General features: G+C 72.2%; 13 protein-coding genes. 2 read left to right on the top strand and 11 right to left on the bottom strand.

The genetic code is table 11. The features are described from left to right. Window positions 1-92 precede the first annotated feature (92 nt). The 5 genes from ACQRUO_RS05480 to wrbA all read right to left on the bottom strand — a co-directional run bounded on the left by ACQRUO_RS05480 (window position 93) and on the right by wrbA (window position 5,468). A complete protein-coding gene (locus tag ACQRUO_RS05480; RefSeq protein WP_428314568.1) occupies window positions 93-782 on the bottom strand; it encodes a hypothetical protein in 690 nt (229 codons plus the stop codon). Continuing rightward, window positions 779-1,507: a DUF5825 family protein gene (locus ACQRUO_RS05485; protein ID WP_428314569.1), complete on the bottom strand. Its 729-nt coding sequence runs from the start codon at window positions 1,505-1,507 to the stop codon at window positions 779-781. The genes ACQRUO_RS05480 and ACQRUO_RS05485 overlap by 4 nt, the downstream gene beginning before the upstream one ends. Further along, window positions 1,504-3,372 (bottom strand): RiPP maturation radical SAM C-methyltransferase, encoded by a 1,869-nt coding sequence (locus ACQRUO_RS05490; protein ID WP_428314570.1) that lies wholly within the window; start codon window positions 3,370-3,372, stop codon window positions 1,504-1,506. The genes ACQRUO_RS05485 and ACQRUO_RS05490 overlap by 4 nt, the downstream gene beginning before the upstream one ends. A 200-nt stretch (window positions 3,373-3,572) precedes the next feature. Beyond that, a complete protein-coding gene (trpS, locus tag ACQRUO_RS05495) occupies window positions 3,573-4,664 on the bottom strand; it encodes a tryptophan--tRNA ligase (RefSeq protein ID WP_428314571.1) in 1,092 nt (363 codons plus the stop codon). A 204-nt stretch (window positions 4,665-4,868) separates the two neighbouring features. Beyond that, on the bottom strand, window positions 4,869-5,468 hold the full coding sequence (gene wrbA, locus ACQRUO_RS05500) for an NAD(P)H:quinone oxidoreductase (protein ID WP_428314572.1): 600 nt from the start codon (window positions 5,466-5,468) through the stop codon (window positions 4,869-4,871). A gap of 142 nt (window positions 5,469-5,610) precedes the next feature. Here wrbA and ACQRUO_RS05505 point away from each other — a divergent pair, with 142 nt between their 5' ends. Both ACQRUO_RS05505 and ACQRUO_RS05510 read left to right on the top strand, forming a co-directional pair. After that, window positions 5,611-6,201: a TetR/AcrR family transcriptional regulator gene (locus ACQRUO_RS05505; RefSeq protein WP_428314573.1), complete on the top strand. Its 591-nt coding sequence runs from the start codon at window positions 5,611-5,613 to the stop codon at window positions 6,199-6,201. A gap of 209 nt (window positions 6,202-6,410) precedes the next feature. After that, the gene (locus ACQRUO_RS05510) at window positions 6,411-7,676 is read left to right on the top strand and encodes an MFS transporter (RefSeq protein ID WP_428314574.1); all 1,266 of its coding nucleotides are present in this window, start codon (window positions 6,411-6,413) and stop codon (window positions 7,674-7,676) included. A gap of 76 nt (window positions 7,677-7,752) precedes the next feature. On the opposite strand, the gene ACQRUO_RS05515 is transcribed toward ACQRUO_RS05510, so the two are convergent. From ACQRUO_RS05515 to ACQRUO_RS05540, 6 genes are all read right to left on the bottom strand, one after another. Beyond that, window positions 7,753-10,533, bottom strand: coding sequence for an AAA family ATPase (locus ACQRUO_RS05515; RefSeq protein ID WP_428314575.1), 2,781 nt, complete (start codon window positions 10,531-10,533; stop codon window positions 7,753-7,755). Between the two features lie 224 nt (window positions 10,534-10,757). Next, entirely contained in the window at window positions 10,758-12,305 is a 1,548-nt protein-coding gene (locus ACQRUO_RS05520) for an MFS transporter (RefSeq protein ID WP_428314576.1), read from the bottom strand. A gap of 250 nt (window positions 12,306-12,555) precedes the next feature. Beyond that, window positions 12,556-13,293 carry an MSCRAMM family protein gene (locus ACQRUO_RS05525; protein WP_428314577.1) on the bottom strand — a complete coding sequence of 246 codons (738 nt, stop codon included), beginning with the start codon at window positions 13,291-13,293 and terminating at the stop codon, window positions 12,556-12,558. A 107-nt stretch (window positions 13,294-13,400) separates the two neighbouring features. Continuing rightward, entirely contained in the window at window positions 13,401-14,066 is a 666-nt protein-coding gene (locus ACQRUO_RS05530; protein ID WP_428314578.1) for a TetR/AcrR family transcriptional regulator, read from the bottom strand. Between the two features lie 206 nt (window positions 14,067-14,272). Then, window positions 14,273-19,216 (bottom strand): type I polyketide synthase, encoded by a 4,944-nt coding sequence (locus ACQRUO_RS05535; RefSeq protein WP_428314579.1) that lies wholly within the window; start codon window positions 19,214-19,216, stop codon window positions 14,273-14,275. Between the two features lie 34 nt (window positions 19,217-19,250). Continuing rightward, window positions 19,251-21,138, bottom strand: a 1,888-nt coding sequence (locus ACQRUO_RS05540) for a type I polyketide synthase (protein ID WP_428314580.1), incomplete at its 5' end; no start/stop codon positions are given.

Here is a 21,138-nt window from a genome sequence, read left to right on the forward strand (position 1 = left end):
CGAGGTGGGTGAGCGAGGTGGGTGAGGAGAGGCGAATGGGCAAGGGCGAACGAGCAAGGAGGCAGGGTGGGTCGAGGCAGGGCAGGAAGCCCTCACTCCGACGGCAGCGCCACCCGGTGCTCCGCGCAGATCTCCGCCGGGATCCGGATGTCGAGCCGCTCGCACCCCGCCGGGCCGGGCCGCCAGCCCGCCACCCGGTGCGCCAGGCCGGCGTCGTCCGTGTGCACGTACCAGATCACGTTCACCGGCCAGCACGACTGGCCGAAGAGGTACGCGTCCATCTGGGTCGGGTTCTCGCTGAGCCGCTGGAAGCGCTCGTGCGGCGGGCCGATCCGGTGCCAGTTCGGGTGCGAGTGGATGGACCCCAGCAGCTCGCGGCCGTTCGCGGCCTGCCGCTGGATCGCCCGCAGCACGCCGATCTCGTCGGACCAGAAGCCGCGGCCGGGGTTGCGGTAGACCTCGCCGAAGCGGGGCGCGATGGTGGTCTCGAACTCGGCGATGACGCCCTCGTCGCTGTCGCGCACGTTGGGCACGAACTCGACGTCGGCGATGGTGATCCCGGTGTCGTCGACCTGCCCGAACAGCAGGCCCGAGGCGCGTGGCAGGTGGTGCGGCACGCCGTCGGCGTCGCGGCTCTCCAGGCACCTGCGGTACTCCAACAGGGCCTGGTCGAGGAAGCGCAGCGCCGGCTCGGACTCGAAGCGGGCGGTCCGGGGCAGCCCGTCGAGCGGCCCGGGGGCGTCGACGGTGGCGGTGCGCCGGTCTTCCGTGGTGGTGGTCATGGGTTCCCCTCCTGCGGTTTGGTGCCGGCCGCAGCCAGGGTCCCGCCGAGGAGCGCCGCTCCCAGCGGCCAGGAGCGCAGGTGCACCGGCAGGGTCACACAGTAGTCCGCGATCCGCAGGAGCATGCCAAGATCAACCAACTCGGCCGCAGCGACCGCCTGGTCCGGGTCGGCGATCAACTCGGCCCAGGCGCAGCCCGGCAGGGCCCGGCGGAAGACCTGCTGCACGGCGGGGTCGTCCAGGACGAGCCGCCGCCGGGACTCCGGGCGGTTGTCGACGACCGACAGGAAGCCCGGCCCGCGGCGGAAGTGGAAGAGGCCGAACATGTCGGCGGAGCGCCAGGGCCCCTGGATCTGCTGGTCCGGCACCAGGATCCGTTCGGGGACGGGCAGGTGGTCGAGGCGCGGGACCAGGTCGAGCTGGTCCGCGCCCAGCCGCAGCGTCCAGGCGACCCGGACGCCCACCGCGGCGCACTCGCGGAGCAGCGCGACGGTCCGCACCAGCTCCTCCCCCGGCAGCGTGGCGAAGTCGACCGGGCGGGCCAGTCGCACCCCGGCCACCGGCACCGCGACCAGCAGCGCCGCCAGTTCGTCGGTGGTGGGCAGCTCGCGCGCGTCGGCGCCCAGGGTCAGGGTCTCGGTGGCGGGCCGGCCACCCGCCCGGGCCCGTCCCGGATCCGCGGCCCGGGTCCGCAGTTCGGCGATGTCCAGCAGGGTGCTCGTCATGCCGCCCACACCTCCTTGCCCTCGATCAGCTTGCGGCGGTACGGGTTCACTTCGAGTGCCACGCTCACGTAGCGCCCCTCGTCCTCGAAGGCGAGGCCGCGCTCGACGAAGTGGCGCAGCATCTCCTCCAACTCCCCGTCGGCGACCGGGTGGCCGCTGGCGACCAGCCGGCGGCGCACGCCCTCGCGGCCCGCGCCCTGGAACATGCCCAGGTAGACGTTGCTCTGCCGCTCGTCCAGCTCGATCACCTCCTGCGGCCAGCTGGCGCGGCGGTCCTCGATGACCACCCGCCCGCGCTCGTCGGTCCAGTAGGTCAGCGAGCCGCGGTCGTAGGCCTGCGCCCACGCGTCGACGCCCTGCTTCAGCTCGTCCTCGATAGGCCCGGCGATGCCCTGGTCGGCGGCGTCGAAGAGGTAGACGAAGTCGTGCAGCTGGTCCCGCGGCACCTGGTAGATGAAATCGTAGATTTCGGCCGGGCGGCGGAACATGAAACCGAGGGTGGGATCCTCGAAATACGGGCTGAACCGTTCCAGTGCTATTCGCCAGGCGCCGGTCGGCGGTTGCAGGTGTTCCAGGGTGGCGAATTTCCGGAGCAGCGCCCGGTAATCCTCCTCGGTCTCGCCCGGGAAACCGTAGAGGATGTTCCAGGTGACGTTGAGGCCGAGGTCCTCCGCGTCGCGCAGCAATCGGACGTTGTGGGCGGCGCTGACGCCCTTGTCCATGAGGTGCAGGACGTGGTCGCTCAGCCCCTCGATACCGGGCTGGACGTAGAGCACGTTCGCGTCGCGCAGCGTGCGCAATTGCTCCCGGCTGAGGTTGGACTTGATCTCGTAGTGGATCCGCAGGTCGAGGTCGAGGGCGGCCATTTCGGGGATGACCGTGCCCAGGTACTTCATGTCGAGGATGTTGTCGACCATCACCAGGTCGAGCACCTGGTAGCGCGCGGCGAGGTCGGCGACTTCCTTGACGATGCGCTCGGGCGCCTTGCTGCGGAAGTCGATGTTCGAGCCGTTCAGGCCGCAGAAGGTGCACTGGTGGCGCTCGCCCCACCAGCAGCCGCGGGAGGTCTCCATGACCAGCATCGGACAGACGTGGGAGAGCACCGAGGAGCCCTCGAGGGCCCGGAAGTAGCTGTCGTAGTCGGGCGCGGGCACCATGGCGAACGGCAGCGCGGCCTGGGCGGGCGCGTTCGCCACGGTCTGCCCGTCCGCGTCGCGCCAGCTCAGCCCGGGTACGTCGGCCAGGTCGGTGCCCTTGGCGAGGCGGTTCAGCAGCGCCGGCAGCGCGCGCTCGCCCTCGCCGCTGACCACGAAGTCGAGCTGCGGGAAGTTGCGGTGCAGCGCCGGCCCCTGCGGCCCGTCGCAGTTGCTGCCGCCGAGCACCGTGCGGATGCCCGGCACCAGCCGCTTCAGCTCCTTGGCCAGCGCCAGCGAGGGCACGTTCTGCATGAAGGTGGTGGTGAACCCGACGACGTCCGGCGGGTCGGCGGCGATCTCGGCGGCCAGGTCCCGGACGAACTCCCGCGCGTGCCGCTGCATCTCGACCGGGATCCGCGGGTCCATGCCGCGGTTGCGGAGGAACGCGGAGAACTCGTCGACCAGATATCCGTCGACGTCGTACAGGGCCGGGGTGAAAACCCAGTCGCCGACCCCGTGGAAAACCTGGTCGGCGACGTTCGCGTAATCCGCGGTGGTGATGGCACCGCCGCTCCGGGTGATCAGCCGCTCGGCCCACGGGATATTCGCGTACAGCTCCTCGACGGTCCAGCCGACGGCCTGTTTGCGGACCGAGGGCCCGAGAATTCCCAGCGCACTGGACGGAGTATTGAGCCCTTGCCACGGCATGGCGATCATCAGAAGTTTCATGGGATGCCTTCGCCTTCGGGAGGTCTTATTCGGCATCGTAGCCAGGAGGCGGCGACTTCTTCCAGGGGCGCTGTATTCGGTCGGCAGCGCGGTTCAGCCGGATGTGTCCCGCTTGGTGCGCATTCGGGGACCCCGGAACACCGGAAATTCGAGCACCGGTCGAGTGCGAACGCGGCCGGCGATCGAGTCGTATCCCGGTTTCAGAAGTCACTGTTCATCGCGGCGCGCACCTCGGCGAGCGTGGCGTCGGCCACCGCCCGGGCCCGTTCGTTGCCCTCGCGCAACACCTGGCGCAGGTACCCGCGGTCCGCGACGAACTCGGCCCGGCGGGCCCGGATCGGGGCCAGGTACTCGTTGACCGCGTCGGTCACCGTCTTCTTCAGCGCGGCCGCGCCGGCCGAGCCGATCTGCTCGGCCACCTCCTGCGGGCTGCGGCCCAGGCAGAGGGCGGCGAGCAGCACCAGCGAGGAGACCTCGGGCCGGGTGGCGGGGTCGTAGCCGATGTGCCGCTGGGCGTCGGTCCTGGCGCCCTTGATCAGGCGGGCGGTCTCGTCCGCGTCGGCGGCCAGCGCGATGGCGTTGCCCCGGCTCTTGCTCATCTTGGTGCCGTCCGTGCCGAGCAGCAGCGGCGCACTGGAGAGCAGCGCCTCGGGCTGCGGGAAGACGGCGGCGCCGTGGCCGTAGCGGTCGTTGAAGCGGCGCGCGATGCTCCGGGTCACTTCGAGGTGCGGCAGCTGGTCCTGACCGACGGGCACCAGGTTGGCCTTGCAGAACAGGATGTCGGCGGCCTGGTGGACGGGGTAGGTGAACATCAGCCCGCTGACGGCGGACTGCCGCGAGTGGGCGATCTCGTCCTTGACCGTGGGGTTGCGGTTGAGCTCCGCGACCGAGACCAGGCTGAGGAAGGGCAGCATCAGCTGGTTCAACGCGGGCACGGCGCTGTGCGTGAAGACCGTGCTGCGGGCCGGGTCCACGCCGACGGCGAGGTAGTCCAGCGCCAGTTCCTCGACGTACTCGGTGAGGTTGTCCGCCACGTCGCGGTCGGTCAGGACCTGGTAGTCCGCGATCACCACGAACAGCTCGACCCCGAGGTCCTGCAGGCGCACCCGGTTGTGCAGCGTGCCGAAGTAGTGCCCCAGGTGCAGCCGGCCGGTGGGGCGGTCCCCCGTCAACACCCGGAACCGGCCCGGATCCTGACGCACCAGCTGCTCCAGCACCGCGCTGCGCGCCTGCGCGGCGGACGTCCCGAGCGCGTCGGCGCCGGGATCGGCGGGCTGGGGGGTGGCGTTCATGGGTCTCCTGGTCGGGTCGGCCTCGCGGGTCAGCATGGCACGCGGGCGGAACACCACCAAGGCGACTCGAGCGGATCAGGAGCGGTTCGGAAGCGGATGTGCAGCGGCCCCGGAAACAGGTCCTGGACGGGGCCTGGAACGGGGCCTGAGGCAGGGCCGGAAACGGGTCCGGGCGGCCCGGCGCACCGGGCCGCCCGGGAGGTGCTACTTGCCGGCCAGCAGGCGGGCCGCGATGGTGGCCAAGCGCTCGCCCTGGTAGCGGGCGGCGGCGAGGGTGGCCTCGGAGACCGCCTCGCCACCGGCGTGCGAGGTGCCGTACGGGTTGCCGCCGGCCGGGTAGACGACCGGGTCGGTGTAGCCGGGGGCGACGATGATCGAGCCCCAGTGGTGGAAGGTGTTGTACAGGGCCAGCGTGGTGGCCTCGTTGCCGCCGTGGGCGTTGTAGGCGCTGGTGAAGCCGGTGGCCGGCTTGTCGATCATGACGCCCTCGCGCCACAGGCCACCGGTGGTGTCGATGAACTGCTTCAGCTGGGCGGATATGTTGCCGAAGCGGGTCGGCGAGCCGAGGGCGTAGGCGTCGGCCCAGGACAGGTCGTCGAGGGTGGCGACCTCGACGTCCGCGGTGGCCTCCACGTGCGCGCGCCACGCCGGGTTGGCGTCGATCGCGGCGTCGGGCGCGAGCTCCGGGACGCGGCGCAGCCGCACCTCGGCGCCGGCCTTCTCCGCCCCTTCGACGACGGCCTTGGCGAGCTGGTGGACGTTGCCGGTGGACGAGTAGTAGATGACCGCGACCTTGGCACTCATGACGGAGTCCCCTTCTCCCGAGAAGTCTTCAAGGCCGAAATGGATAGCTATCCGCTTCGGCGACTCCAGTAAAGCGGATGGGAATCCGGCTCGCAAGGGGTGGCGAGGGTCAAAGTGGATAGGTATCCGGTAGCCTCGGATCATGCCCCGACCCGAACTCCCCGTCACGGGCCAGGCGCCGCCCGAGCGCGCGGACGCCGCCCGCAACCGCCGCCGGATCCTCGACGCGGCCGCCCGCCTGCTCGCCGAACAGGGGCCGGAGGCCGTCACCATGAACGCCGTCGCGCACGCCGCCGACATGGGCGTCGGCACGGTGTACCGGCGCTTCGGGGACGTGAACAGGCTCCTGCTCGCCCTGCTGGACGACGGCGAGCGGCGCTTCCAGCAGGCCTTCCTCTCCGGACCCCCGCCGCTGGGCCCGGACGCGCCGCCCGCCGAGCGGCTGCGCGCCTTCCTGCACGCCCTGGCCGACCGGGTCCTCGACCAGCTCGCGATCCTGGCCACGGCCGAGGCGGCCGCGCCGTGCGCCCGGTACAGCAGCGGCGTGTACCTCACCCTGCACACCCACGTGGCCGTGCTGCTGCGGCAGGCCCGGCCGGACGCGGACGCCACCGTGCTGGCCCATCTGCTGCTCGCCCCCTTCGTGCCGAGTCTGCTCGGACACCTGACGGCCGACCGCGGCCTGACGGTGGCTCAGCTCAAGGCCGGCATCGACGACCTGCTCGCACTCTAGCCCGAACGCCCGACCCACCGCCCGAACGGTCCATCGAGCACCGAACGCCCGCCGCCCGACCTCCCGTTCCCCGCCGACCGGCGGATCCGGAAGCCGCAAGCACCGTTTGCCGACCAACCGGTTGACGGCCGGGGCGAACAGCCCTGACCCTCGATCACATGACGTGCACACGGTGAACCGGCTCGCCGGTTCTCTGGAGGAAGCGAACGGTGATCACGGGTCGGACCGGTGTGCTGCACGATCGGAACTTCCTGCTGCTGTGGGGCGGGAACGGCATCTCCCGGATGGGGACCTTCGGCGCCCGGCTCTGCTACCCGGTCCTGGCCCTGGAGGTCTCCGGCTCCCCGATCGTCGCCGGCTGGGTGAGCTTCGCCGCCTCGGTGCCCAACCTGGTCTGCTACGCCCACGCGGGGATCGTCGCCGACTACGCCGACCGGCGCCGGACCATGCTCCGCTGCCAACTGCTGGCCGTGCTCGCCTCGGTGACGCTGGTCGGCTGGCTGCTGCTCGGCGGCGGGCACACGCCCCTGGTGCTGGCTGCGGTCGCCCTCGTGGAGGGCGTGGTGTTCGCCTACTTCGCCCCGGCCGAGGTGGCGGCCGTCCGGGACCTGGTGCCCAGGGAGCAGTACGCGCAGGCGTTCTCCTACTACGAGGCCGAGCAGCCCGCGGCCATCCTGGTCGGCCGGGTGCTCGGCGCGGCGCTGCTCGGCTGGGCCCGCTGGGCACCCTTCCTGGCGAACCTGCTCTCCTCGGTGCTCTCGCTCGGCTCGATCTCCGCCCTCCAGGGGGACTTCGCCCCGGTCGTCCGCTTCGGCCCGCAGCAGCAGTCGTTCTGGGGCCGGACCCGCGAAGGGCTCTCCTGGGTCCGCAGGTCGCGCTTCGTGGCCCTGGCGACGGTCGCCACGGCGGTGGCCAACGTGCTGTTCCAGGTCACCATCCTGCTGCTGATCGTCCAGTCCCGGCAGGAGGGCCGGCCCACCTGGCTGCTGGGGATCATCCTGTCCAGCGCGGGCGCCGGCGGCATCCTGGGCGCCGCGCTGGCGCCCCGCATCACCAGGGCCTTCGGGCCGAACCGGGCCTTCGTCATCGGGCTCTGGCTGTGGGCGCTCGCACTCACGCCGATGGCCCTGACCGGCAACCCGGTGGTACTGACCGTGTCCTGGTGCGGGGTCGGCGGGGTCGGCACGGTGGTCGCGGTGGTCAACACGCTCAGCCGGATCGAGGCGGTGCCGCCCGAGGCGCTGGGCCGGGTGGTGGGCCTGCTCTCGGTGATCGGCGACGGCGCGGTCCCGCTCGGCGCGGCCGTCGGCGGCTACGTCATCGCGACCTGGGGCGTGGCGGACACCGCCAGGCTGCTGCCGGTCACCGTGGCCGTCCTCGCCGTCGGCGCGGCGGCGCTGGTCCGCCGGCTCCCCGCGGCCCCCGAGGCCGGGCGGACGACGCCTGCGGCGCTGCCGGCCCGGACCGCGGACTGAGCGGCGCGGCGGCGCGGGCCCGCTCCCCCGGCTCTGCGGCGCCGGAGGAGCGGCGGCGCCGGAGGAGCGGCAGCGGTCAACAGCTGGCCGCGAGCACGCCGCCCTGGTACAGCGACTGCAGGCTGCTGCGGTGCTTGATGCCGAGCTTGCGGTAGATCCGGGTCAGGTGCTGCTCCACTGTGCTGACCGTGATGAACAGCTTGTCCGCCACCTCGCTGTTGGTGTGGCCGCGGCTGACCAGCCGGGCGACCCGCTGCTCGGCCTTGCTCAGGTCCTCGATGCCCACGCTCTCCCCCTGCGGGGTCAGGGCGGGCGACTGCGGGTCGCCCACCGGTGCCAGCTCGCGCAGCAGACTGTCGGCCCGGCTCTCCCGGGCCAGGTCGGCGGCCTGGCCCAGCAGGCGGTCGGCCGTCTCCGGGTCGTCGAGCTCGTCGTGGGTGTGCCCGAGCACGCCGAGGATCCGGGCCCGCTCGACCGGGTCCGGCTCGCCGTCCAGGCTCGCCAGCGCCGCGGCGAGCAGCGGTGGCCGCTCGACGGGGTCGCTGGCCAGGGCCAGCACCCGCAGGCTCAGCGCCCGGCTGCGGGCCTGACCGGCGGTCAGCATGGCCAGCTGCTCGGCGGCCAGCTCCCGGGCCTCGCCGGTCCGGCCGATCCCGATCAGGGCCTGGGCGACGTCGGTGCGCCAGGGCACCAGGGCCGGCAGGTCCATCCCCCAGCTGCGCATGCTCTGGGCGCAGGAGCCGAACTCGAGCAGCGCGGCGCGCGGGCGCTGCCGCGCCAGGTAGTAGTGGCCGCGGGCGTGCTGGTAGTAGAGCACGGCCGGGTTCTCCAGCAGTGGGCCGCGCGGCGGCCGGTTGAGCAGCTCGCGGGCGGCCGCCAGGTCGCCGCGGAGGGTCAGCGCGCGCAGCAGGGTGGCGACCGCGTACTCGTTGTCAGCGTTCCACTCCAGGGCCGCGAGGGCGTGCCGCTCGGCCGCCGCCAGGTCGCCGCACCGGATCGCGGCCTTGGCCGTGATCGAGGAGAGGACCCCGATCCAGCTCGGCACCCGGCGCGCCCGGGCCTCCGCCAGCAGCGCCTCGCCCCAGGGCACGGCGGCCCGGTGGCGGTCCGTGTAGATCATCGCGGTCAGCGCCATGGCCAGCGGCTCCACGCTCGTGTCGCTCAACCGCAGGGCCTGCAGGTGCTCCAGGGCCGCATCGATGTCGGACTGCGAGGGCGTGCCGCGCAGCACGCCGTCGAGCAGTGCGGCGGCCTGCAGGCGCGGGTCGGTGGCCCGTCCGACCGACAGCCGCGGTCCGCCGGCCGAGTCCAGCACCTCGGCGAACTTCGCGGCCAGCGGCGGGAAGGTGCAGCCCAGCCAGAGCCGGAAGGGCTCCCAGGCGCCCGAGTCGGCACCCGCCCCCCGCCGGATCTTGCTGCCGGCGTGCCGCAGCGCCTCCTCGGCCTGCTCCAACGCGCCGTTCTGCAGCAGGTACTTGACCAGCTGGATGAACTGGTTGGGCTGGAGCTCGCCGTCGTGCAGCGCGTCGGTGAGGGCCGTGCAGTGCCGGACCGCGGCGATCGGGTTCGCCTGGCCGTCGATCTGGGCGAGCATCAGGGTCACGGACGCCTGCCGGTCGGTCCCGGCGGTGTCCCGGTGGGCGAGCCGGGTGCACTCCGCCGCGAGGTCGTACTGGTCCTCCTGCAGGGCCTGTTCGGCGGCCTCCAGCAGCAGCGGCACCGCCCAGGGGTCGCTCGCGTCGTCCGCCGCGAGCAGGTGCCGGGCCACCTCGGCGGCCTGGGCCCCCTCGACGAAGAGCAGCCGGGCCGCCCGCCGGTGCAGCTCGGCCCGCCGGGCCGGGTCGAGGCTGTCGAGCACCGCGGCCCGGGTCCCGGGGTGCCGGAAGCCCTCCGGGCCGAGCAGGCCCACCCGGTGCAGCAGGTGCTCGCAGCGTTGCAGCACGTCGTGCTCCAGCGAGAGCAGCCGACCGACCAGCTGGGTGGCCCGGGAGAGGTCGAGCACGGCCAGGCCGTGGGCCACCTCGGCGGTGACCGGGTCACAGCGTCGGACGCAGCGCCCGACGGCCTGCCGGTAGTAATGCGCGACGGTCGGCCGGTCGATTTCCGCGGCGATATCCGTGCCGGTTTCCTGGTCCTCGATCAGCGCATTCACCAGCAGCGGGTTCCCGCCGCTGAGCAGTTCGTATGCCGGCAGCAGCCGGGGCACCTCGGCACCGGGCATCGCATCCGCCATCAGCTGGGCGACACCGCGTCGGGAAAGGGGTTCCAACCGGATGTTCCGGCTGTTCGCCTGGCCGAGGATCTCCATTTGCAGCAAAGGGAGCGTGGGTGTCGCCTCGGCCAGCACATTCATCACCAGCAGGACCCGCTGATTCCTGATCCTTCGGGCGAGATACCGCAGGAAATGCAGGGACAGCCGGTCGGCGTGCTGCAGGTCGTCGACCGCCAGCACCAGTGGTCTGTTGCCCACCGCGTGCAGCATCGCGGCGATGAGCCTGGCCAGCACCCGGGCGTGCTCGGGATGGATCCGCTCCGGGTCGTTCGCCGGGACGTCGGCCAGTCGGACTCCGTCCCGTAAGGCTTCGTGTACGTCGGGTGACCGGTCCAGCGCCAACGATGCATTGTGTAGGAACTGGTCGGCGACCCCGAACGGAATGTCGCACTCCGATTGCGCGGCGACCGCCGAAAGAACGCCGGCCCCGGCCGCTGCGGCCCGCTCCGCGAACGCATTGAGCAGCTCGGTCTTGCCACTTCCGGCGGCGCCGCTGATCAGCGCCACGCCGCCTCTGCCGCCGGAACAGGCCACCAGCATTTCGTCAAGGATTGTGAGCTCTCGTCCCCGTTCCACCAAAACCATGACCACCCCCGCAGTCGGCAAGTACCGATGTCGAGGATAGCAATGGTATGTAACAAAACAAGGGATATCAGTGGATCGACCAACGATTGACTCGTGCAGGTTTGTCGACCCGGCGTGCTTCCAAGGCGACGAACCTCCACACGCCTTCACCGACAAATCTCCACATGCCTGCACGGCTCCAGGGGCCGACCCCGGCCCCTGGAGCCGCGCAGCCGGCGGACCGGTCAGCCCGCCACCACGGCGGCCGCCGGCTCGCCGTCCCGCTTCGCCGCCGCGGACTTCGGCAGCGCCGGGAGGAAGACCAGCGCACAGAGCAGACCCACTCCCGCGAAGCCCGCCGAGACCACCAGCGACAGGTCCAAGCCGTGCACGAAGGAGCTCTCCACTGTACTCAACACTGCGGGCGAACCGGTCCGTTGGGCCACCGCGAGCCCGCCGAAGACGCCCGAGCGAGCCGCCGCGAGCTCCGGAGCCGACAGGTTCGGCAGCGCCAGGTGGGACTGGTAGGCCGTCATCAGCACACTACCGAGGACCGCGGCACCCAGCGGCGCCCCGACCTTGTTGACCGCCTGCAGCACCGCCGCCCCGACGCCGCTGCGCTCCTCCGGCACCTGCGAGAGCACCACCGAGGTCGCGGTGGCCATGGCCAGGCCCATGCCGAAGCCGGAGAGCGCCATCCAGGTGCCGGAGAGCCCGGATCCCGAGCTCACGCTGGTGGTGGCGCCGAGCAGCAACCCGCCGGCCATCACCACGAACCCTACGGCGATCACCGGCTTGGGGCCGAACAGCCTGGCGAACTTGTCCGCCGGAACTGCACCGAACACCAAGCCGCCGATGAGCGGCAGCAGACGAAGTCCCGAGCCCATCGCATCGGTCCCCTGGATCGCCTGGAAGTACTGCGGCATCACGAAGATGACGCCGATGTTGGCCAGTGCGACGAAGCCGATCACGATCACGCCCCAGGTGTAGGAGCGCGCCTGGAAGAGCGAGGGGTCCACCATCGGCCGCCGACCGCGGGCGGCGAGCCAGGCCTCGAAGCGGAAGAACAGGATCAGCAGCGCGATCCCACCGCCCATCAGCAGCCAGGCCGTCGAGTCGCTCCAGCCGTGCTCGCCGACCTGGATCAGACCGAAGGTCAGCCCGATCAGCCCCAGGGTGGAGAGCAGGGCACCGACCACGTCGAACGGCGGGCGCTCCTCGGCCCGCGTCTCGGGCACCAGCGCCAGCACCACCGCGGCACCCAGCAGGGCCACCGGCACGTTGATCAGGAAGACCCAGCCCCACCAGGCGTGCGTCAGCAGCCAGCCGCCCAGCAGCGGACCCAGCGGCAGCGCCAGGAAGTTCGCCGCGGACCAGATGCCGACCGCCTTCGGCCGCTCCTCCTCGGTGAACAGCACGGTCAGGCCGGAGAGCGCCATCACGATGATGCCGGCGCCGGCGACCCCGAGCACGCAGCGGGCCGCGATGAACTCCCAGGGCGAGTGCGCGTAGGCGCAGACGCCCGAGGAGGCGGCGAACAGCACCAGCGCGGAGGTCAGCATGCGCCGGCGCCCGTAGCGGTCCCCGAGCAGGCCGATCGGGAGCATCGAGGCGGCCAGGAAGAGCAGGTAGGACGAGGAGAACCACTGCAGGTCGGTCTCGGTCGCGTTCAGGGCGTGCGAGAGCTGGGGCAGCGCGACGCTGAGGATCGTGCCGTCGAGACCGACGGCCAGCATCGACAGACTCAGCGCTCCCAGTGCCCACCACTTCCGGCGCCCGGTGGCGTTGTTCATGGCGACTCCACTTCAATCAGATGTGCACCGTCTTTTGAAGGTTACCCATCTTTTGAGAGTCCCGCTACCAGAATTTGCAGCGGGCGTGTCGCGCCGGTTGCGGGCATGCCGAAGCAGCCCGCCCGCACCCCGGACGGGGCACGGACGGGCTACGGGTGGGACGGGACGCGGGTCGGACGGGTCGTAGGTCTTGCGGGTCGTAGGTCTTGCGGGTCGTAGGTCTTGCGGAACGCAGGCCGGACGGGTCGCGCTAGCCGCGCGGCACGGTCACCTCGACATCGGGGTGGTCCCGGTCGAGCAGCACCTGGAGGTCCGCGCTCGCGGCGGCGTCGATCACCAGCGTGTACCGGCCCACCGGGACCGAGGCGAAGTTGAACCGCCCTTCGCCGTCGGTGGTTTCGCACAGCTCGCTGCCCGAGCGGTCGGCCAGCTTCACCGACAGGCGTTCGACCGGCCGCCCCGCGCGGTCGCGGACCACGCCGCCGAAGCGCAGCGGCCGCCGGGAGAGTTCGACGTTCAGCCACACCGGCTCCCGCCCGGTCACCTCCACCGGGCGGACCGTCAGGTCGTGCTGGTGATGGACCGTCACCAGCCGGTAGCCGCCCGGCCGCAGGCCGACCAGCTCGTAGCGTCCGGCGGCGTCGCTGCGGGCCGAGCCCAGCACCACGCCCGCCTCGTCCATCGCCACCAGCAGCACCTCGGGCACCGGCATCCGCAGGCAGTCGTCGGTGACGGTGCCGCAGACCATGGCGGCCCGCGGCAGTCGCAGGGTCGCCTCGACCGACTGCCCGGGCGACGCGACCACCACCTCGGCCGCCTGCGGCAGGTGCCCGTGCGCCCCGGCGAGCAGCACGTACTCGCCGCAGTCGGGGACCGACAGCTCGCAGGAGCCGTCCTGGCGCGCCCGACCCTCGTCCAGCCGGCGACCGCTGCGGTCCACCACGGTGAGCCGGGCACCGGCGATGGCAGCGCCGCCGGTGTCCAGCACCCTCCCCCGAACGCCACCGCCGGCATGCCGACGCCTTCCCATGGTTGCCCCTCTCCGCCGTCATGACGGGCCCCCCGGCGCCGTGGCGCCGACTCCGTCGAGCCGTCCTACCCGCGACCCTCGCCCGGGCCGTCCGCCAACAGGCGGTTGAACTGGTCGGTGTCCAGGACGGCCAGCACCCGGTCGAGTTCGGCCGCGATGTCCTGCGCGGGGTCATGGGCCCAGCGCAGCATCGCGTCCAGGATGATGCCGAAGATCGTCCCGCTGACCGCCCGGACCGCCACGTCGTCGGCCGGGCGACCGGTGCGCTCCGCCACCAGCTCGGTGATGGTCGCGCTGGCCTGGGTGACGTTCCCCAGACTGGCCGCCCAGAGTTCGGGCACGGTGATCATCAGCACGTCCCGGTCCCGCTGCGCCCCGAGCTCGACCGCCGACAGCCCCTCCAGCGTGCTCCCGATGGCCAGCCGCAACGCGGTGACCAGCGGCAGGTGGGCGGGCTGGGCCCGCCAGGCGTGTATGAAGAACGCCTCCTGCTCGTCGGAGACGACCAGCTCCTCCTTGGTCGGGAAGTAGCGGAACACCGTGCTGGTCGAGACCTCCGCCGCCTCGGCGATCTGCTCCATGGTGGTGGCGTCGTAGCCCTGGTCGCGGAAGAGCCGCAGGGCGTGCTGCTGGATCGCGGCTCGCGTCCTGGCCTTCTTGCGCTCCCGCAGGCCGGCGGGGCGCTCGCCCTGCTGGGGTGCCGATCTGCCGTCCACGGTGGCGGGGGTCATGCGCGGCCTCTCCTGGTCTCAGCTGGTGCCAACTGATAGTAGACTACCAAAAGAGGCCGGCATAGCACGATGCGTCACCCGAATCCCGCCGGAGCCCGGCTCGACCGGCACCCCGCCGGACGCCGGGTTGAGCCGGCTTCCTGCCGGAGGCCGTGTTGAGCCGGCATCCTGCCGGAGGCGGGCTCAACACGGCACCCCGCCCGGGCTCACTCGGCGCCGAACTCCTGGTCGAGCAGATCGAAGATCTCCTCGTCGCTGACCCCGTCCAGATCGGCCTGCGGATCCGTCGGAGCGGCCGGCGCCGCGCCGCGGGTGGCCTGCTGCCAGCCCCACAGCAGGGTTTCGAGCCGGCCGGTGATCTCGTCGCGCAGGCTCTCGTCGGCCGGCACCGAGGCCAGCGCCCGTTCCAGCTGTTCCAGGTCGGCCAGCGCCCCGGCCGGTTGCCCGTCCGGGTCGCCCTGCAGCCGCTCGAGCAGGTGATCGGCCAGCTCCGCGACGGTCGGGTGGTCGTAGATCAGCGTGGCCGGCAGCTCCAACCCGGTCGCGGTGGCCAGCCGGCTCTTCAGCTCGATGCCGGTCAGCGACTCGAAGCCGAGCTTGGTGAACGACAGGTGCGCGTCGAGCTCGGTGCCGGCCGGGTGCCCGAGCACCGCCGCCGCCTGCGTGCCCAGCTCGGCCAGCAGCACCGAACGGCGCTGGGCCGGCGGCAGTTGCCCGAGCCGCTCGGCCAGCGGAGCGGCGCCGGCCGCGAGCCCGGCCACCGCCGGGGCCTGCTCACCTTCGACCGGGCCCAGGTCGTCCAGCAGCGGGCGCGGGCGGGCCGCGGTGAACACCTCGGTGAAACGCGGCCACTCCAGGTCGGCGACGGCCACGGAGGTCTCGTCATGCCGCACCGCGGCCGCCAGCGCCGCGATCGCCCGCTCCGGCGCCATGGTGCGCATGCCGGTGCGGTTCAGGTAGGCCACGTACTCGGCGTCCTGCGCCATCCCGCCGCCGGCCCAGGCGCCCCAGGCCACCGCGGTGGCCGGCCGGCCCTGCGCCCGGCGGTGCTCGGCCAGCGCGTCCAGGTAGGCGTTGGCCGCGGCGTACCCGGCCTGCCCGGCACTCCCCCACACGCCGGCGCTGGACGAGAAGAGCACGAAGACCTCGGGCGGCGCGTCCCGGAGCAGTTCGTGCAGGTGCCGGGCCCCGTCCGCCTTGGCCGCCAGCAGCGCGGCGACCTCGGCGGGGGCCAGCTCGGTCAGCGGCGTCGCCGCGCGGGCCACACCGGCGGCGTGGAAGACCGCGGTCAGCGGCCGATCGGCCGGCACCGCGGCCAGCACCGCCGCCAGCGCGTCACGGTCGGCGGCGTCGCACGCGGTGATGGTGACCGCGCCGGCCCCGAGCTCCAGCAGCTCGGCGCGCAGCTCCTCGGCGCCCGGGCTGTCGGCACCCCGCCGGCTCAGCAGCAGCAGGTGCGGAGCACCGCGGCGGGCCAGCCAGCGGGCCACGTGGCCGCCCAGCGCACCGGTGCCGCCGGTGATCAGCGCGGTGCCCCGCGGCGTCCAGTCGGCGGCGGGCGCGCCGCCGGCCAGCGGCGCGCGGACCAGCCGACGGCCGAACAGGCCCGCCGCGCGGACGGCCACCTGGTCCTCGGTACCGCCGGCCAGGGCGGCCCGCAACCAGGCACCCGCGGCCGCGTCGACGGTGGCGGGCAGGTCGATCAACCCGCCCCAGCCGTCCGGGTCCTCCAGGCCGGCGACCCGGCCCAGGCCCCAGACCTGTGCCTGGTGCGGCGCGGTCGGCGCCTCGCCCGGCAGCACCGCGACCGCTCCGCTGGTGACCAGCCAGAGCGGCCCGCCGATCCGCGCCTCGGCGCACGCCTGCACCAGCGCCAGGCCGGCCGCGGTACCGTCCGGGAGGGCCGACTGCCCCGGGTCGGCCAGCGCCAGCAGGGACAGTACGCCAGCGACCGGCGCACCCTCGCCGGCCGCGCGCAGCAGCTCGACCAGCGAGCCCCGGTCGAGCTCGGCCGCGGCCGGTTCCAGCACCCGGACCTCGGCGCCGCCCTCGCGCAGCGCCCGCAGGCACCCGGCGACCGGCTCCGTGGCGGCGGCACCGGCCGGCACCAGGACCACCCAGCGCCCGGTCGGCGCCGACTCCGCGCCTTCCGCCAGCGGCTTCCAGACCACCCGGTAGCGCCAGGCGTCCGCCGCCCGGGCACCGTGCGCCTGCTGCCGCCAGGCGGCGATGCCCGGCAGCACCGTGTCCAGGGAGGAGCGCTGCTGCTCGGAGCCGAGGCCCACCAGGGCGGCCAGCTCCGACGCGTCACCGTCCTCGACCGCGGCCCAGAACCGGCGCTCGGCCGGGTCGGTGGCGGCGGGTCGGGCGCGGTCGAGCCAGTAGCGGGTGTGGTCGAAGGCGTAGGTGGGCAGCTCCGGCAGCACCGCACTGGCGGTGGTCGTGGCCGGGAGGGTCTGGGTCCAGTCGAGGTCGGCGCCGGTGGCCCACAGGTGGCCCAGACCGGTCAGCAGGGCGCGCTCCTCACCACGATCGGCGCGAACCAGGGGGATCAGGGCGATGGTGTCCTGGTCCTGGGGCAGGCACTCGGCGGCCATCGCGGTCAACACCGCCCGCGGGCCGATCTCCGCCAACGCCCGCACCGGGAAACGCTCCACCGCCTCCAGCACCGCGTCCGCGAACAACACCGGACGCCGCACCTGCTGCACCCAGTACTCCGCACTGGCCCACTCCTGACCGCTCACGGGCTTGCCCGTCACGGTGGAGACCACCGGGACCTGCGGCGCGGCGAAGGTGAGCTTCTCCACGACCCGGCGGAAGTCGTCCAGCATCGGCTCCATCAACGCCGAATGGAACGCATGCGAGACCCGCAACCGCCGCGTGCGCACCCCCGCCTCGTCCCAGTGCGCGGCCAGCTCATCCAGCACCTCCAGCGGGCCGGAGACCACCGTGGAGCGCGGCCCGTTGACCGCCGCCACCTGCACCCGACCACCGGCCCGGACGGCCAGCACCCCCTCCACGTCCTCCGCCGTAGCCCGCACCGAGAGCATGCCGCCACCGGCCGGCAGGGCCTGCATCAACTGACCCCGCGCCACCACCAGAGCCGCCGCATCCTTCAGTGACAGCACCCCGGACACGTGCGCGGCCACCACCTCGCCCACCGAATGCCCCACCAACACCTCAGGCCGCACCCCACACGAGGCCACCAGGCGGTACAGCGCCACCTCGAACGCGAACAACCCCGCCTGCGTGAACACCGTCCGATCCAACAACCCCTCTGGGTCGTCGGTTGCGAACATCACCTCCCGCAACGAACACCCCAACAACGGATCCACCACCCCACACACCTCGTCCAACGCCCCCGCAAACACCCCAGAGACGGCGGACAACTCCCGCCCCATCCCCGCCCACTGCGCCCCCTGCCCCGAGAACAACAACCCCACGCCGGTGTCGCCCAGGACCTTACCCGTGACCGCGCCGCCGGCCGGCTGGCCGTCCGCGGCGAACGCCCGCAGCCCGGCGACGAGTTCGGTCCGGTCCGCGCCCGTCACCACCAGGCGGTGACCCAGCGCCGCCCGCGCTGCCAAGGACCGCCCGACCGCACCCAACTCCATCGACCCGGCCGCCGCCGACTCCACGAAATCGGCCAACCGCGCAGCCTGCGAGCGCAGACCACCCGCACTACCACCCGAGACCACCCACGGCACCACCGCACCACCCACCGCCGGCCCGGTCGAGGTGGCCGGCTCCGTGACCTCATCGGCCTCCGGCGCCTCCTCCACGATCACATGCGCATTGGTCCCACTCGCCCCGAACGAGGACACCCCAGCCCGACGCACCCGCTCACCCCGCGGCCACGCCACCGCCTCCGTCAACAACGACACCGCACCCGCCGACCAGTCCACGAACGGCGACGGCGACTGCGCATGCAAGGTCCGCGGCAGCTCCTCCTCCTGAAGAGCCATCAGCATCTTGATCACACCACCCACACCCGCAGCCGCCACCGAATGCCCGATGTTCGACTTCAGCGAGCCCAGCAGCAGCGGGCGACCGTCCGGCCGGTCCTGGCCGTAGGCGGCGATCAGCGCCTGCGCCTCGATCGGGTCCCCCAGTTTGGTCCCCGTCCCATGCGCCTCCACCGCATCCACCTCACCGGCCGACACCCCGGCATTCGCCAGCGCCGCCCGAATCACCCGCTGCTGCGAAGGCCCGTTCGGCGCCGTCAACCCACTGCTCGCACCGTCCTGGTTCACCGCACTCCCACGCACCACACCCAGGATGCGGTGGCCCAGCCGTCGCGCCTCCGACAACCGCTCCAACGCCAGCACCCCCACCCCCTCCGCCCACGCCGTCCCATCCGCATCCGCCGCAAACGGCCGGCACCGACCCTCCGGCGACAACGCCCGCTGCCGCGAGAACTCCGTGAACCCACCCGGACTCGCCAACACCGTCACACCACCCGCCAACGCCAAACCACACTCCCCCTGCCGCAACGCCTGCACCGCCAGATGCAACGCCACCAACGACGACGAACACGCCGTATCCACCGTCACCGCCGGACCCTCGAACCCGAACGAATACGACACCCGCCCCGACAACACACTCGACGTGTTCCCGGTGAACGCATGGCCTTCGACACTGCCCGGCACGTGGTCCAGGTCCGGCACGTACGCCGAGTTGGAGGCGCCGACGAAGACACCGGTGCGGCTGCCCTTCAGCGCCAACGGGTCCAAACCGGCCCGCTCCAGCACCTCCCAGGACACCTCCAGCAGCAACCGCTGCTGCGGGTCCATCGCCAACGCCTCCCGCGGCGAGATCCCGAAGAACTCCGCATCGAAACCCGCCACGTCCGTCAGGAACCCACCCCGCCGGGTATACGACTTCCCCGACTTCTCCGGATCCGGGTCATACAGATCCGCCGGCCAACCACGATCGGTCGGAAAGTCCGAGGTCGCATCGACCCCGCCCGCCACCAACTCCCACAACTCCTCCGGCGAACCCACCCCACCCGGGAACCGACACGCCATCCCCACCACCGCGATCGGCTCCCGCGCCGCCTCGGTCAGCCGGTGGTTCTCCCGCTGCAGACGCTCGCGCTCCTTCACCGACGCACGCAGCGCCCGGACGATGTCCTCAGTCGAGGCAGCCATGATGAAACCTACCCTTCCGCTGTTCCGAGTCGATTCAGGATTCGTCGCCGAGCGCGAACTGGACGAGGTCGTCGAGGGCCATCTCGTCGATGGACTCGACGTCCGCGGGGGTCCCCGCAGCCGCGTCCGGTCCGGCCAACCCCAGCAGGCTGAGCAGCGGTTGCATCAGGCCGGCATCCCGCAGCCGGTCCAGCGGGACCGCGGCCAGCGCCCGGCGCAGCTCGGCCTCCGTGCTCTCCCCCGGCACCGTCTCGGGCACCACCAACTCCTCGTTGTTGAGGTTGAGTTGGTGGAGGAGGTGGTGGGTGAGGTGGGTGGGGGTGGGGTGGTCGAAGATGGTGGTGGCGGGGAGGCGGATGCCGGTGGTGGTGTGGAGGTGGTTGCGGAGTTCGACGGCGGTGAGGGAGTCGAGGCCTTGGTCGAGGAAGCCGCGGGTGGGGTCGATGGTGGTGGGGTTGTCGAGGGTGAGGATGGTGGCCATGTGTTGGCGGATGAGGGTGAGGAGGTGGTGGTGGCGTTCGGTGGGGGTGAGGGGGGTGAGTTGTTGGGTGAGGGTGGGGCCGTGGTGGGTGGTGGTGGCGGTGGGTCGGTGGTGGGTGGTGAGGCGGGTGTAGATGGGGTGTGGGGGGAGGTGGTGGTGGTTGAGGGTGGTGGTGAGGTGGTGGGGGTGGTGGGTGTGGTTGGTGGTGTCGAAGGTGGTGAGGGCTTGGGTGGTGGTGAGGGGTTGGATGGCGGAGCGGTTCATGCGGGCTTTGTCTTGGTCGGTGAGGTGTTCGGTCATGCCGCTGGACTGGGCCCATAGGCCCCAGGCGAGGCTGGTTGCGGGTTGGTGGTGGGTGTGGCGGTGGTGGGCGAGGGCGTCGAGGTAGGTGTTGGCGGCGGCGTAGTTGGCTTGGCCGGGGCTGCCGAGGGTGGCGGCGATGGAGGAGTAGAGGATGAAGGCGGCGAGGTTGGGGTGGTGGGTGGTGGTGTGGTGGTGGAGGTGGGTGGCGGTGTCGATTTTGGGGGTGAGGGTTTGGTGGAGTTGGGTGGGTGTGAGGGTGGTGAGGGTGGCGTCGTTGAGGGTGCCGGCGGTGTGGATGATGGCGGTGAGGGGGTGGTGGGGGTTGATGGTGGTGAGGGCTTGTTCGAGTTGGGTGGGGTTGGCGGTGTCGCAGGTGAGGATGGTGGTGGTGGCGCCGTGGGTGGTCAGTTGGTGTTGGAGTTGTTGGGCGCCGGGGGCGTTGAGGCCTTGGCGGGAGAGGAGGAGGAGGTGTTTGGTGTTGTGGTTTTGGACGAGGTGGTGGGCGAGGAGGGTGGCGAGGGTGCCGGTGCCGCCGGTGATGAGGACGGTGCCGTTGGGGTTGATGGGGGTGGGGATGTGGATGATGTTTTTGCCGGTGTGGCGGCCTTGGCTCATGTGGCGTAGGGCGGTGCGTAGGTCGGCGAGGTGCCAGGTGGTGGTGGGCAGGTGGTGCAGGGCGCCGGTGTGGAAGAGTTCCAGGAGTTGGTGGAGCATGTGGCCGGTGTGGTGGGGGCCGGCTTCTTTGAGGTCGAAGGCTTGGTAGTGGGTGTGGGGGTGGGTGGTGGCGGTCTGCTCAGGGTCGCGGATGTCGGTTTTGCCCATTTCGATGTAGCGGCCGCCGGGGGCCAAGAGGGCGAGTGAGGTGTCGACGGGTTCGCCGGCGAGGGAGGCGAGGATGATGTCCATGCCGTGGCCGTGGGTGGTGGTGCGGAAGTGGTCGGCGAACTCCAGGGTGCGGGAGTTGGCGATGTGGTCCTGGTCGAGGCCCATGGCTCGTAGGGTGGGCCATTTGGTGGGGCTGGCGGTGGCGTAGACCTCGGCGCCCCAGTGGCGGGCGAGTTGGACGGCGGCCATGCCGACACCGCCGGCGGCGGAGTGGATCAGGACCCGGTCGCCGGGCTTGATCCCGGCCAGGTCG

It is taken from the genome of Kitasatospora sp. LaBMicrA B282 (assembly GCF_050325825.1).
GTDB lineage: Bacteria > Actinomycetota > Actinomycetes > Streptomycetales > Streptomycetaceae > Kitasatospora.